Annotated in this window: 11 protein-coding genes; 8 read left to right on the top strand and 3 right to left on the bottom strand. The window is 54.2% G+C overall.

Annotated features, from left to right (window positions below; all coding sequences use genetic code 11):
• Positions 1 to 109: 109 nt before the first annotated feature.
• The 6 genes from dgt to gudD all read left to right on the top strand — a co-directional run bounded on the left by dgt (position 110) and on the right by gudD (position 8,988).
• Complete coding sequence (gene dgt / locus EX31_RS03175) at positions 110 to 1,624, top strand: dGTPase (RefSeq protein ID WP_037033365.1); 1,515 nt, start codon at positions 110 to 112, stop codon at positions 1,622 to 1,624.
• A gap of 207 nt (positions 1,625 to 1,831) precedes the next feature.
• Positions 1,832 to 3,283 (top strand): serine endoprotease DegP, encoded by a 1,452-nt coding sequence (gene degP, locus EX31_RS03170; protein ID WP_037033364.1) that lies wholly within the window; start codon positions 1,832 to 1,834, stop codon positions 3,281 to 3,283.
• 238 nt (positions 3,284 to 3,521) lie between these two features.
• Entirely contained in the window at positions 3,522 to 4,682 is a 1,161-nt protein-coding gene (locus EX31_RS03165; protein ID WP_037033363.1) for a CdaR family transcriptional regulator, read from the top strand.
• A 226-nt stretch (positions 4,683 to 4,908) separates the two neighbouring features.
• Complete coding sequence (locus tag EX31_RS03160; RefSeq protein WP_013576925.1) at positions 4,909 to 6,282, top strand: MFS transporter; 1,374 nt, start codon at positions 4,909 to 4,911, stop codon at positions 6,280 to 6,282.
• The gene (locus EX31_RS03155) at positions 6,279 to 7,622 is read left to right on the top strand and encodes an enolase C-terminal domain-like protein (RefSeq protein WP_013576924.1); all 1,344 of its coding nucleotides are present in this window, start codon (positions 6,279 to 6,281) and stop codon (positions 7,620 to 7,622) included. The genes EX31_RS03160 and EX31_RS03155 overlap by 4 nt, the downstream gene beginning before the upstream one ends.
• A 28-nt stretch (positions 7,623 to 7,650) precedes the next feature.
• The gene (gene gudD, locus EX31_RS03150; protein WP_037033361.1) at positions 7,651 to 8,988 is read left to right on the top strand and encodes a glucarate dehydratase; all 1,338 of its coding nucleotides are present in this window, start codon (positions 7,651 to 7,653) and stop codon (positions 8,986 to 8,988) included.
• A gap of 61 nt (positions 8,989 to 9,049) precedes the next feature.
• On the opposite strand, the gene EX31_RS03145 is transcribed toward gudD, so the two are convergent.
• The gene (locus EX31_RS03145; RefSeq protein WP_037033359.1) at positions 9,050 to 9,868 is read right to left on the bottom strand and encodes a shikimate 5-dehydrogenase; all 819 of its coding nucleotides are present in this window, start codon (positions 9,866 to 9,868) and stop codon (positions 9,050 to 9,052) included.
• Positions 9,869 to 10,005: 137 nt separating this feature from the next.
• On the opposite strand from EX31_RS03145, the gene alkB reads away from it, so the two are divergent.
• Together alkB and EX31_RS03135 are read left to right on the top strand one after the other, a co-directional pair.
• A complete protein-coding gene (gene alkB, locus EX31_RS03140) occupies positions 10,006 to 10,659 on the top strand; it encodes a DNA oxidative demethylase AlkB (RefSeq protein ID WP_037033358.1) in 654 nt (217 codons plus the stop codon).
• Between the two features lie 108 nt (positions 10,660 to 10,767).
• Positions 10,768 to 11,247 (top strand): cold-shock protein, encoded by a 480-nt coding sequence (locus tag EX31_RS03135; protein WP_013576920.1) that lies wholly within the window; start codon positions 10,768 to 10,770, stop codon positions 11,245 to 11,247.
• Positions 11,248 to 11,303: 56 nt separating this feature from the next.
• On the opposite strand, the gene EX31_RS03130 is transcribed toward EX31_RS03135, so the two are convergent.
• Both EX31_RS03130 and EX31_RS03125 read right to left on the bottom strand, forming a co-directional pair.
• Positions 11,304 to 12,272: a Csu type fimbrial protein gene (locus tag EX31_RS03130; RefSeq protein ID WP_013576919.1), complete on the bottom strand. Its 969-nt coding sequence runs from the start codon at positions 12,270 to 12,272 to the stop codon at positions 11,304 to 11,306.
• Complete coding sequence (locus EX31_RS03125) at positions 12,269 to 14,716, bottom strand: fimbria/pilus outer membrane usher protein (protein WP_037033356.1); 2,448 nt, start codon at positions 14,714 to 14,716, stop codon at positions 12,269 to 12,271. The genes EX31_RS03130 and EX31_RS03125 overlap by 4 nt, the downstream gene beginning before the upstream one ends.

Genomic DNA, 14,716 nt, shown 5'->3' with positions numbered 1-14,716 from the left:
GCGATAGTCTATCATGGCTAAAGGTAAGAAATAATCCGTTTGGGGTGCAGGTTGTTACTGCAAAAAGCGCGTCGGTTTGATGTGTGAGTGGCTGAAAAGGTGGGAAATCATGTCCGGGATCGATTTTAAAACGAAATTCAATTTTCAGCGTCCTTTCAGCGCCCCGATCGAGGCACGCGATGACTATGATGTCGTCCGTCAGTTCGAAAGCGATCGCGGGCGCATTATCAACTCGGCTGCCATCCGCCGTCTGCAACAAAAGACTCAGGTTTTTCCGCTGGAGAAAAATGCTGCCGTCCGCAGTCGTCTGACCCATTCCCTTGAAGTTCAGCAGGTTGGTCGTCACATCGCCAAAGAGATCCTCCATCGTTTGCGCAGGCAGAACAAGCTTGAGGCTTACGGGCTGGACGAGGTGACCGATCCCTTTGAAAGCGTGGTTGAAATGGCCTGCCTGATGCACGACATCGGTAATCCGCCATTTGGCCACTTTGGTGAATCCGCCATTAACAACTGGTTTGCTAAGCGGATGGACACCGCCGGTTGCGGCGAAACACCACAGGAAACGGATGCCTGTCTGGTGACGTGTTTGCGCCTGACGCCAGACGATACTGAACTGAACCAGCTGCGCAGTAAAATCCGCTACGACCTGTCTAATTTTGAAGGCAATGCGCAGGCCATCCGGCTGGTCTTCACCTTGCTGAAACTCAATCTGACTTACAGCCAGACCGCCTGCATTCTGAAATATACCCGCCCTGCGTATTCAATGACTAAACTTCCTTCGCATGATTACCTGATGAAAAAACCGGGTTTTTATCTGGCGGAAGAGCCGTTCATCAAAAAACTGCGCAGTGAACTCGGGCTGGGTGAATTTAACCGCTTTCCGCTTACCTACATTATGGAAGCGGCCGATGATATTTCTTACTGCATTGCCGATCTGGAAGATGCGGTTGAGAAAAGTATTTTCAGCGTGGAACAGCTTTATAATTATCTGTGCCGTGAGTGGGGCGCGATAGAGAAAAATGACTTCTTCGATAAAGTGGTTCGCACTGCTTACGAGAAAATGGATAAAGCGAAAACGTTCCGTAATCCGGTGGATTACTTCTTTATGGAACTGCGCGTTCAGACAGTAAAACAACTGGTGCCGCATGCTGCCCGCCGGTTCATTGATAATATAGAAGATATTTATCAGGGCACCTTTAATCATGCGTTGCTGGAAGATGACAGCCAGGCCAACCGGTTGTTAGAGATTTATAAAGCGGTGGCCTTCAAACAGGTATTCAATCATCACGAAGTGGAGGAGCTGGAATTACAAGGCTATCGGGTGATCAGCGGATTACTTGATATTTATAGCCCGTTGCTGGATATGCCATTGACCGATTTTAACCAGCTAGTTCAGGAGGATACGCACAGGAAATATCCGATTGAAACCCGTCTGCTGCATAAGATTTCAGCCAAACATCGTCTGGCTTACAACAATGCCGTGGCGGCGCTGGAAGGATTACCGGTCGCGGAACATGCCGCGCAAGAGTTTTATTACCGTGCGCGAATGATTCAGGATTATATCAGCGGAATGACTGACCTTTATGCATACGATGAATACAGAAGACTCATGGCGGCTGAGTAATTTGTTTTAAAAAGACAAATTGAACTCTCTTTAATTTTCTTTACGGAACTGTTTGAAAAAACGCCATTTGTAAATGCTGACAATAATTTTTTACCATTGTCATTTCGACCCTGATGAACTTCACGCTATTAATACCATCTCAGTATCACGACTACCAAGCAATGCGACTATTTTGGTTGCCACAATAATTTTAAGAGATCCTGAAAAATGAAAAAATCGAGTTTATTCCTCAGCGCATTAGCGTTAAGCATCGGTATGGCAATGGCCCCGGTTTCTTCTGCACTGGCTGCTGAAACTGCGTCTTCCAGCACCAGCACCACTCAGCTTCCTAGCCTGGCACCTATGCTTGAAAAAGTGATGCCATCGGTGGTGAGCGTCAATGTTGAAGGCAGTGCGCCGGTAAAAACACCGCGCATGGGTCAGCAGTTCCAGCAATTCTTTGGCCAGAATTCGCCGCTGTGCCAGGACGGTTCGCCGTTCCAGGGGTCTCCGGTGTGTCAGGGCGGCGGTCAGGGGTCTGACGGTCAGCCTGCGCCTGAACAGAAAGAAGATTTCCGCGCGCTGGGTTCCGGCGTCATCATTGATGCCGACAAAGGTTATGTGGTTACCAACAACCACGTTGTTGATAACGCAACCAAAATCAGCGTACAGCTGAACGATGGCCGTAAGTTCGACGCCAAAGTCATCGGCAAGGACCCGCGTTCTGATATCGCGGTGATTCAGTTACAGAATGCGAAAAACCTGACGGCCATTAAGATGGCGGATTCCGAACAACTGCGTGTGGGCGATTACACCGTGGCTATCGGTAACCCGTATGGTCTGGGCGAAACCGTGACTTCCGGTATCGTTTCTGCACTGGGTCGTTCCGGCCTGAATATTGAGAACTACGAAAACTTCATCCAGACGGATGCTGCGATCAACCGCGGTAACTCCGGTGGTGCGCTGGTGAACCTGAATGGTGAACTGATTGGCCTTAACACGGCGATCCTGGCACCGGACGGCGGCAACATCGGTATCGGTTTTGCGATCCCAAGTAACATGGTGAAAAACCTGTCCAAACAAATGATCGAATTCGGTCAGGTGAAACGCGGCGAACTGGGCATTATGGGGACCGAGCTGAACTCTGAACTGGCGAAAGCCATGAAAGTTGACGCACAGCGCGGTGCATTCATCAGTCAGGTCATGCCGAAATCTGCCGCAGAGAAAGCGGGCATTAAAGCCGGTGACGTGATCCTGAGCATGAACGGTAAACCGATCAGCAGCTTCGCCTCGTTCCGTGCTGATATCGGCACCCTGCCAATCGGCACCAAAGTGACGCTCGGCCTGCTGCGTGAAGGCAAACCGATGAACATTGACGTGACCATTGAGCAAAGCACTCAGACATCGAAAATCGAATCCGGCAACATTTATACCGGCATCGAAGGGGCTGAACTGAGTAACGGTGCGGCAGGTGATCAGAAAGGCGTGAAAGTCGATGAAGTGAAGCCGGGTTCAACGGCGGCGCGCATCGGCCTGAAAAAAGGCGACGTCATTTTGGGTGTGAACCAGCAGAAAGTGACCAATCTGGGCGAGCTGCGTAAAATTCTCGACACCAAACCAAACGTTCTGGCGCTGGATATTCAGCGTGGTGATACCTCAATTTACCTGCTGGCGCAGTAATTTCCGCCTGCTATACCTCACACAAAGCACGCTCCGGCGTGCTTTTTTTTGCCTGTCTTTCAGTGACTCTCATCAATCATGTGGATTTAGCCGAGGCCGGTTGGGCATTTGCTTAAAAATGTGATATTCCCCGCAACTTCAATAGGTGCTTTCGCTCTTTGGGCATTTGCATAATGTATGGGCATCGCGGCCTGAGTATGCTGTTTTAACAACGATAAAACAGCAAGGCAGGGGTTCCATGTCGGCATATCATCTCGATGCAAAGCTGGCGCAACAAATTGTTGCCCGCACAATGCAAATTATTGATAGTAATGTGAATGTCATGGATGGTCGCGGACGGATTATCGGCAGCGGCGATGATCAGCGTCTTGGTGAATTGCACGAAGGCGCACTGCTGGCGATTTCGCAGGAGCGCATTGTCGACATCGACGAGGGCGTTGCACGGCATTTGCACGGTGTACGTCCGGGCATCAACCTGCCGTTGCGTATTGACGGTCAGATCGTGGGCGTTATCGGCCTGACGGGCAATCCGTCCCAGTTGCGTCAGTATGGCGAGCTGGTGTGTATGACCGCCGAAATGATGCTCGAACAGGCGCGTCTGCTGCATATGCTGGCGCAGGACAGCCGTCTGCGGGAAGAACTGGTGCTTAACCTGATTCGTGTGGATGAACTCTCTCCGGCGCTGATGGAGTGGGCGCAGCGTCTGGGCATCGACCTCAACCGGCCACGTGTCGCGGCGGTGGTGGAAGTCGACAGCGGCCAGCTCGGCGTCGACTCTGCCATGGCAGAACTGCAACAACTGCAAACTTTACTGACCACGCCGGAGCGTGACAACCTGATCGCTATCGTTTCCCTCACCGAAATGGTGGTGCTGAAACCGGCCCTGAACAGCTACGATCGCTGGGATCCGGAGGGCCACCGCCAGCGCATTGATCATCTGCTGTCGCGCATGACCGAAACCGGTCGTCTGCGCGTGCGCATTTCCCTTGGCAACTTTTTTACCGGCCCTGGCAGCATCGCCCGTTCTTATCGCACCGCACGTACCACCATGAGTGTGGGCAAACAGCGGATGCCGGAACAGCGGTGTTACTTCTATCAGGATCTGATCTTACCCGTGCTGCTCGACAGCCTGCGCGGTGGCTGGCAGGCCGATGAACTGGTGCGTCCGCTGGCGCGTCTGAAAGCGACGGATGGCAACGGATTACTGCGCCGCACGCTGACGTTGTGGTTCCACCATAATGTTCAGCCGACCGCTACGTCTAAGGCACTGTATATTCATCGTAATACGCTGGAATATCGCCTCAACCGTATCTCGGAATTAACCGGCCTGGATCTGGGGAACTTCGACGATCGTTTATTGCTGTACGTGGCCCTGCAATTAGATAACAACCATCTGTGACCGCCATCACAGCCGTTTCATTTTTTGTGAAACAACTCGCACGTCGCTGGGCATTTGCCTCAGGATAAATGCAAAGGGCTATTTATGCTTGGTTGATTGCCCAATGAGTAAAGGGAATGTTGTTCATATACTGGCTGCGTTCCTTCCTCTCTGAACCCTACAGTTCTGTGAATGGAATGACTTTTATCTCTGTTTAGAGGCGTTGTCATTAATTCCGGAGAACACCATGGAAACTACCGTTTCAGCAGCCAGTGCCGTCAAAAAAAGAACTAACGCGCGCTACTGGATAGTGGTGATGTTATTTATTGTCACCTCATTTAATTACGGCGATCGTGCCACGTTATCCATTGCCGGTTCGGCGATGGCCAAAGATATCGGGCTGGATTCCGTCGGGATGGGTTATATCTTCTCGGCATTTTCCTGGGCATATGTCATCGGGCAAATACCCGGTGGCTGGCTGCTCGATAAATTCGGTTCGAAAAAAGTTTATTTCTACAGCATTTTCATCTGGTCGTTATTCACCCTGCTGCAAGGCTTTGTCGATGTCTTCAGCGGCTTCGGCATTGTGGTATCGCTGTTTGCTTTACGTTTTCTGGTTGGCCTGGCCGAAGCGCCGTCCTTCCCCGGCAACAGCCGTATCGTCGCAGCCTGGTTCCCGGCTCAGGAACGTGGCACCGCAGTCTCTATTTTTAACTCAGCGCAGTACTTCGCCACGGTTATTTTCGCCCCGATCATGGGCTGGCTGACGCACGAAGTGGGCTGGTCACACGTCTTCTTCTTCATGGGCGGTCTGGGGATCGTGCTGAGTTTCATCTGGCTGAAAGTGATCCACGATCCGAAAGATCATCCGGGCGTAAATCAGGCCGAACTTGATTACATGGAAGCCGGTGGTGCGCTGATCAATATGGATCAGAAAATCACCAAAAAAGCCGTCGTAAAAGGCGAAAAAACCTTCCAGATGAAACAGTTACTGAAATCCCGCATGATGATTGGTATTTACATCGGCCAGTACTGCATCAACGCGCTGACCTATTTCTTCATCACCTGGTTCCCGGTGTATCTGGTTCAGGCGCGCGGTATGTCGATACTTAAAGCGGGCATGGTGGCCTCAGTACCGGCGATTTGCGGATTCCTCGGCGGCGTACTGGGTGGAATTATCTCCGACTGGCTGATGCGCAGAACCAGCAACCTGACACTGTCGCGTAAGGCTCCGATTGTGATCGGTATGCTGTTGTCGATGTCGATGATTTTCTGCAACTACGTCGATACCGAATGGATGGTGGTTGGCATTATGGCATTCGCCTTCTTCGGTAAAGGTCTGGGTGCGCTGGGCTGGGCGGTGATGGCCGATACCGCACCGAAAGAAATCAGCGGGCTGAGCGGCGGATTGTTCAACATGTTCGGTAACGTCTCCGGCATCATCACGCCGATCGCTATCGGCTACATTATCGGGACCACCGGTTCCTTCAACGGCGCGCTGATTTATGTCGGCATCCACGCACTGCTCGCCGTCGTCAGTTACGTGTTTATTGTCGGAAAAATCGAACGTATTCAGCTTCGCCCGTACCACGGTACAGGCACAGTAAAAGGGGAAAGATGATGAGTACGCAATCCTCACCGGTTATCACGGATATGCAGGTCATTCCTGTGGCAGGGCATGACAGCATGCTGATGAATATTGGTGGCGCGCACGGTGCTTACTTCACCCGCAATATCGTTATCCTCAAGGACAGCGCCGGGAACACCGGTGTCGGCGAAGCGCCCGGCGGGGAGGTGATTTACAACACGCTGGTGGAGGCCATTGCTCAGGTAAAAGGCCAGGAAGTGGCGCGCATGAACCGGCTGGTGCATCAGATCCACGTCGGCAATCAGTCATCGGATTTTGACTCTTTCGGTAAAGGTGCGTGGACGTTCGAACTGCGCGTTAACGCCGTCGCCGCACTGGAAGCCGCGCTGCTGGATCTGATGGGCAAATTCCTCGGCGTGCCGGTGTGTGAACTGCTCGGGCCGGGCAAACAGCGCGACGAAGTCACGGTGCTCGGTTATCTGTTTTATATCGGTGACCGGCAGAAAACCGATTTGCCGTATCAGGAAGGGGAACGCAGCCATCACGACTGGTATCACCTGCGTCATCAGGAAGCGATGAACAGTGAGGCGGTGGTGCGGCTGGCCGAAGCGGCGCAGGATCGCTATGGCTTCAAAGATTTCAAACTCAAAGGCGGCGTGCTGCCGGGCGAGCAGGAGATCGAGGCGGTTAAAGCACTGGCAAAACGCTTCCCTGATGCGCGGATCACGGTTGATCCGAACGGCGCGTGGCTGCTGGATGAAGCAATCGACCTGTGCAAAGACCTGCACGGTATCCTCAGTTATGCCGAAGATCCGTGCGGTGCGGAGCAGGGTTTTTCCGGCCGCGAAGTGATGGCGGAATTCCGCCGTGCCACCGGTTTGCCGGTCGCCACAAACATGATTGCCACTAACTGGCGCGAGATGCAGCACGCGGTGATGTTGCAGTCGGTGGATATTCCGCTGGCCGATCCGCATTTCTGGACTATGCATGGCGCGGTGCGGGTCGCACAACTTTGCGATGAGTGGGGTCTGACGTGGGGCTGCCATTCGAATAACCATTTCGACATTTCGCTGGCGATGTTTACCCATGTCGGTGCAGCCGTACCGGGTAAACCGACAGCGATAGATACGCACTGGATCTGGCAGGAAGGCAACCAGCGCCTGACCAAAGAGCCGCTGCAAATTGTGAACGGGAAAATCAAAGTGCCTGAAAAACCGGGGCTGGGCGTGGAGATCGACATGGATCAAATCCATCGCGCCCACGAGTTGCACCGGAAACTGCCGACCGGTGCGCGCAACGATGCCGCCGCGATGCAGTATCTGATCCCTGGCTGGACATTCGATCGCAAGCGCCCGGCACTGGGGCGTGGTTAACGGAATCTGAATTCACTAAGGAGTAAGCATGACCTCTTCATCTACACCTAAAATTGTCTCCATGCAGGTGATCCCGGTGGCCGGGCACGACAGCATGTTGCTTAATCTCAGCGGCGCACATGCCCCTTTCTTCACCCGCAACATCCTGATCCTCAAGGACAGCAGCGGTAACACCGGCGTCGGTGAAGTGCCGGGCGGCGAGAAAATTCGTCAGACGCTGGATGATTCCGCGTTGCTGGTGATTGGCAAAACGCTGGGTGAATACAAAAATGTGATGACCGCCGTGCGGGAAAAATTCGCCGACCGTGATGCCTCTGGCCGCGGTTTGCAGACTTTTGATTTGCGCACCACTATCCACGTCGTGACGGCGATCGAAGCCGCGATGCTGGACTTGCTCGGCAAGCATCTGGGCGTCACCGTGGCATCATTGCTGGGCGACGGGCAGCAACGTGATGAAGTCGAAATGCTCGGCTATCTGTTCTACGTCGGCGACCGCAACAAAACCTCACTGGGCTATCAGAGCCAGCCGGGCGACAGTTGCGACTGGTATCGCCTGCGCCATGAAGAGGCGCTGACACCGTCGGCGGTGGTGCGTCTGGCGGAAGCAGCATATGAAAAATACGGCTTTAATGATTTCAAACTGAAAGGCGGCGTACTGGCAGGCAGCGAAGAGGCCGAAGCCGTGACGGCGCTGGCGCAACGTTTCCCGCAGGCGCGGATCACGCTTGATCCTAACGGTGCCTGGTCGCTGAATGAAGCGATTGCGCTCGGCAAACAACTGCGCGGTGTGCTGGCGTATGCGGAAGATCCATGCGGTGCAGAGCAGGGCTTCTCCGGGCGCGAAGTGATGGCCGAATTCCGTCAGGCAACCGGCCTGCCGACGGCCACCAATATGATCGCCACCGACTGGCGTCAGATGGGGCATACCATCCAGCTGAAATCCGTGGATATTCCGCTGGCGGATCCGCACTTCTGGACGATGCAGGGGTCAGTTCGCGTCGCGCAGATGTGCCACGAATGGGGGCTGACCTGGGGTTCGCACTCTAACAATCACTTTGATATTTCACTGGCGATGTTTACCCAGGTGGCCGCTGCTGCGCCGGGTAAAATCACTGCCATCGACACGCACTGGATCTGGCAGGAAGGCAATCAGCGCCTGACCAAAGAACCGTTGCAGATCAAAGGCGGTAAGGTGCGCGTGCCGGAACAACCGGGTCTGGGCGTTGAGCTGGATATGGATCAGGTGATGAAGGCGCACGAGCTGTACAAAGGCATGGGGCTGGGTGCCCGTGACGATGCGCAGGGCATGCAGTTCCTGGTACCGGACTGGAAGTTTGATCCGAAAAAACCGTGTCTGGTGCGGTAAGTGATATGCAACTATAAAAAAGCCTCTCCGGTGAGAGGCTTTTTACGTTCTGACAGGAAACTCAGCCCCGTGCGTGTGCCGCGGCCTTTTCTATCTGTTCATCCGAAGGGCGTACACCGGTATACAGCACGAACTGCTCGACGGCCTGCAGTGTGGCGACTTCCGCACCGGTAATCACTTTCTTGCCGTGTTCGCGGCCATAGCGGATCAGCGGGGTTTCTACCGGCAGCGCGACGACGTCAAAGACGATGCTGGCGCGGTCAATCACCGCCGGTTCAAAGGCCAGTGAATCCACTTCCGGCCCGCCCGCCATGCCGATTGGCGTGACATTCACCACCATATCGACGGCAACATCGCCGACTTCTGCTTTCCATTCATAACCGTATTCTTCTGCCAGCGCACGGCCGTTAGCTTCGTTGCGGGCAATGATGTAGCCCTTTTTGAAACCGGCATCACGAATGGCCGCGACCACGGCTTTGCCCATGCCGCCGCTGCCGCGCAGGGCGAAAACGGCATCACGCGGCACCTGATGGCTGTCGAGCAGTTTGGCGACCGCGATGTAATCCGTGTTGTAGGCGCGCAGTAAGCCGTCGTCATTGACGATGGTATTCACCGACTGAATGGCTGTCGCAGAAGGATCCAACTCATCGAGGAAAGGAATGCAGGCTTCCTTGAACGGCATCGAGACCGCGCAGCCGCGAATGCCCAGTGCGCGTACGCCTTTCACTGCGGCTTCGATGTCTTGGGTGGAAAATGCTTTGTAGACGAAGTTCAGGTCTAACGCCTGATAAAGGCTGTTATGAAAACGGGTACCGAAATTGCCCGGACGACCGGAAAGGGACATACACAACTGCGTGTCTTTGTTAATTTCCCGACTCATTTCATTCTCCTTTTAAGATGTTCTTTATGACCTTACGGCCTCTTAATGAACCTTAGCTGAAACGATCCGCCCCGACAATCTGCCTCTGTCTCAAATCGGCTGTTATACTTAACAGATGCGTGAACACGGAGGCTGATATGAATTTGGACTTGTTTGATCACCCCGATTTTCACCCCAACTGGCGCGAAGAACTGTGCCCGGGCGCGGTGGTATTGCGCGGTGCGGCGCTGGCAGAGGATGTCGCATTGCTGGCGGAAATCGACCGGATCGCCGGGCTGGTGCCTTTTCAGTATCGCGCCACGCCGGGCGGTTATGCGATGTCGGTGGCAATGACCAATTGCGGTGATGTCGGTTGGGTGACTGACAGGGCAGGTTATCGCTACCAGGCCACCTCGCCGGAAAGTCATCAGCAATGGCCACCGATGCCGGAATTGTTTCGTTCGCTTGCCGTCAGCGCGGCGGAACAGGCGGGTTTTGCAGGCTTTGAGCCAGATGCCTGTCTGATCAACCGCTATCAGCCGGGGGCGAAAATGAGCCTGCATCAGGACAAAGACGAGCACGATTTCGGCCAGCCGATCGTCTCTGTCTCGCTGGGCTTACCGGCTGTTTTCCAGTTTGGCGGCATGGAGCGCAGTGATAAAACCCAGCGTGTGCCGCTGATGCATGGCGATATTGTGGTGTGGGGCGGCCCGTCGCGGCTGCGTTATCACGGCGTATTGCCACTGAAAGCGGGCGAGCATCCGCTGACCGGATCGTACCGGTTTAATCTTACGTTCCGTAAAGCGACGTAATTCCGTGGGGATCAGGCCGTAAAGCACAGGACTTTGTCCGCATTCTGCTTTACACTGCCGCCCTGCAAAAATGACATGTTGAATAAATAATTACTTAGGCGGTAAGCGATGAACGGCGTAATCACAACCTGGTTTGAAGATAAAGGTTTCGGTTTTATCAAAGATGAAAACGGCGATAACCGTTATTTCCACGTGATTAAAGTTGCAAACCCTGAGCTGATTAAAAAAGATGCGGCAGTCACCTTTGAGCCGACCACCAACAACAAAGGCCTTTCCGCCTTTGCGGTGAAAGTCGAGCCGGAGAGCAAATACATCTTTATTGCCGGTGAGCGTATCAAAATCACCAGCATCAAATCCTTCCTGGCGTTTAACGAAGAGGTTCCTGCTGAAACCAAAATCGACAAAGAAAACGCTGTGCTTTCCGTCGGATTGTTGATGAACCGTATCCGCCCGCAGGAAGAAGAAAAAAAAGCAGAGATGCGCACCATGAAAAAGTTGCTGATCACCACTTTCCAGAACAGCACCTATGTGTTCACTGAAGATGAAATTGACGTGGATGCCACCGTCAAGACGCTGAAAGCGCTGTAACATCCCTTCTCAAACCGGTGCACATCCGTGGCACCGGTTCTGCTTTCCCTTCTTTCTTAATACGTCACCGTGACCGTCACCATATCGCTGTAGTTACCTGCGGGCTGATTGCTTTGCGCCAGATTTACGGATGCGGTATATGGAAACGATTGTGAAGTGCCGGTGCCGGTTGCGCTGCTGTCGGTGGAAGCCGTCCATACCGTGCTGTCACCTTTAAATATCTGATATTGCAGATAACGGGTGGTGCCGCCGACGGTGGAGGCCATCTGCCGGTATTGTCCGGACACCGGCACGCTGCTGGTCAGGTTGACGGAATAGCTGGCGTTCAGGGTGCAGCGTACGCTGATAGTATTTGCTACCACGGTGGTCAGGCCGGAAGGCAGTGCAGCACTGCCGAAACCCACATTGGGCGCGCTGTCGATATAACAGAAATTGGTGACATTGAGCGTCAGGGCGACATTGCCCGACACGTTACCGGAGTCTGCGAGACACAGTAAGGTGCCGATAGCCACTGAACACATGTTCCATGTCCATGAGATGGGAATGACATCGGTATAAGTGCCTGCGGCCAGATTGGAAATGGCGACCGGCCGGACGTAGAGAGGTAAGGTGCTGTTGGGGCCGGAAAACAAGCCGAGTAATCCCAGCGCCGTGGTGCTGCTCCAGCTGATGGTATCGCCCTGATTATAAACGGCACTGCAGCTGGCATCCTTGCACAGGCTGTAGGGTAAATACTGCCCCGTTGTCCCGCTGTAAAGTCTGGGCTGCGAGTTGCTGGGATGCTGAGTCACGCCGATAAACGCGGTGATGGTATTGGTGCCTGCGATGTTAAGCAGCCCGCCAGTACAACTTAATCCGCTGCCCCCTGAGGTGATCAGCGGCGATGAACTGACTGCAAACGAGTTTTGTGTGCCCAGCGTAATGCTCCCGGGCGCCGTCGTGCATCCCGCTTTTGCCCACCACGTTGTACCCAGCAACAGCATCAGCAATAATCCGCGATGCATCTGCTGCCTGAAAATCCTCATGATTTATCTCCTGCCGTTGTTTTCGCTGTGCTGCCGGGGCATGTCAGCGGGCCGACCTGCTCAATGCTGTGACGGGCAGGGTTCAGGGTGAAACTGACCCGGCAAAGCGAATGATCTTCCGTCTGGATATTCAGCACGTTGTTTTCCTGTAAGTGCGAGAAGTACACCAGCCCGTCGTAACCGGTGACGGTGGTCTGTTCTGTGTTTTGTTCCGTAACCAGCGTGCCGGGCTTCAGCGGCTGTCCGGCGGCGTCATGCAGGGTGATATTGGCGGACAGCACTTTTTCGACGCTGAATTTCACCACCACGCCGCTGCCTTGTTTCACCGCGATGCGGTCATTAACGTTACTGGCGACCACATCGGCGGGCAGCGGCAGGGTATCGATTTCCACTTTGGCCGGGTAATACGAGCTGACGGTCGGGATCAGCAGGTGGCCATTTTTATCCGTTTTGCCCATTTTCTGATTCTCGAACAGCACGGGAACATCCGCGTAATGATCGGTATCTACCACGATAAAGGCATCGTTGATCTTATCCGACAGGAACCAGTCATTGGCCATGAACACCACGGATCCGCTCAGATCTGCCCAGTGCGTGTAATCGCCCCGATTGCCGTAGAACCCACCCTGCAGGGTCGCGTAGCGGGATTTCCAGGTGGCGTCGGCCTGCTGATACGGATTGTTGCCGCCGCTGTAAGCCAGATTCCAGCCCAGACCGCCGTCGGTTGGCGTGGCTTTGCTGGCACCGGTTTGCTCCTGATAATTACCCGCACTGTCGCGCTGTACGCCGGCATTCATATTGATGTTGGTGCCAATCGGAATGATGAACTGCAACTGCGCGCTGTAGCCGGTATCGCCCAGCGTTTTATTGAGGGATAAAAACATGCTGCTTTGTCCCCACAGCGAGCGGCTGTAAGAAAAATTCACCAGCCGCGTATGCGAATTGTCATAGGCTTCGACATCGTAATACCCGATGCCCATCGTGCCGTTAGCGTTCCCGAACGGCGACGCGCTGAACGTCACCTGATCTGCCTGACGGCTTAACCGCGTGTCGCTGGTGTAAGACGTGATGTCCTGATAACCCGCCGTGCGTTTTGAGCGCAGAGCAGACAGGCTGAATACCGTCGAATAGTAGGAATAGCCCAGCGTGTATTGGCTGCCGTCTTTTTTATCGGTCACGTTCTCGCCCCGCGCACGGTCGGCTTTACTCTGGCTGCCTGAAACACTCAGAGTGCCCCAGGTACTGACCGCGATATCGGTGCCCAATCCGCCCAGCGCCAGACCCTGTACGATTTCGGAATGGCCGGACAGCGTCAGGTAATCGCTCAGCCCGTATCGGTAAATCCCGCTGAATGCGGTATCTGAGTAGTCGCCGTTGGTGACGCCATAATTGTTACGTACAGCCCCGAGCGAGAAATCGAAATCGCTGAGGCTTTTGCGCAGCAACGTGTTGGAAACGTAAAACGGCACGCTGGTTGAGACCTGACGTCCGACCGCATCGGTGGTCACAATCGTCGCTTCACCGGCGCCATTGATATACGGCACGTTGGTCAGGGTAAAAGGCCCGGAATTGAGGTTATTACTGCTGGCCTTGTAGCCGTTCAGAAACAAATCAACCGTGGTCGGTACCGCCGCCGTGCCGCTGTATTGCAGCAACGGGTAGGTCACCAGATCCGGACGCACGCCAAAGTTACGGCTGATACGCAGGCCACCCATCCGCGCCGAATTACTCCACGTCAGGGAATCGCTGACGAAATCCCCGACCTGATAGCTGATCAGATTTTTCTCGTCGGTGAAACGCCAGAACGTGTCGTAGCGCAGATAGCCGTCCTGCGTGGTCTGGCCGCCGTTGCTGTTGTCGGCGTTATCAATGTTGTAGCGGTAAGTGCCGGTATTGGTGACCAGTCCGAGGCTGCTGAATAACCGTTGCTCCATCCAGGTGGCGACAGACTTCGCACCGCCGGGTGGATCGGTGTAGTACGAATCATAGTTAAACAACAGGCCGGTGCTGCTTTGCGACGGCGTGTAATTCATCAGCGGATCGCCGCTGACATTCTGGTTCGGCAGCCAGGCATCTGGCACCGTTAACACCAGTTGCTGGGTGGCCGAATCGTATTTTGCTTTGACGTCCGGCAATTCGCCGACATTGATCAGCCCCTGCCGGCCATTAATGTGGATGTGATTCTTCGCCAGAACACCGGCTTCGACGAAGTAGGCGTTATTGCGATACGTCACCGGCACGACCTGATTATCCGTCTGACCGTTGACCACAACCGACAGATAAAACATGGCGTCCGTGACCACCGGTGCCGCACGCGGGGCATCAGGCAGTGAAGAATATTCCTGCGCCTGTGCACTGAGCGTACTCAGGCATATCAGGCACAGGCTTCCCCGGAAATAAAGCGGTCGCTGATGACCTTCCCGGAGAAGACGTCTGATCGTCAT

Origin of the sequence: Rahnella sp. WP5 (assembly GCF_000745615.1) — a bacterium.
GTDB classification, from domain to species: domain Bacteria; phylum Pseudomonadota; class Gammaproteobacteria; order Enterobacterales; family Enterobacteriaceae; genus Rahnella; species Rahnella aceris.
This window is presented reverse-complemented; position numbering and strand designations above follow the sequence as displayed.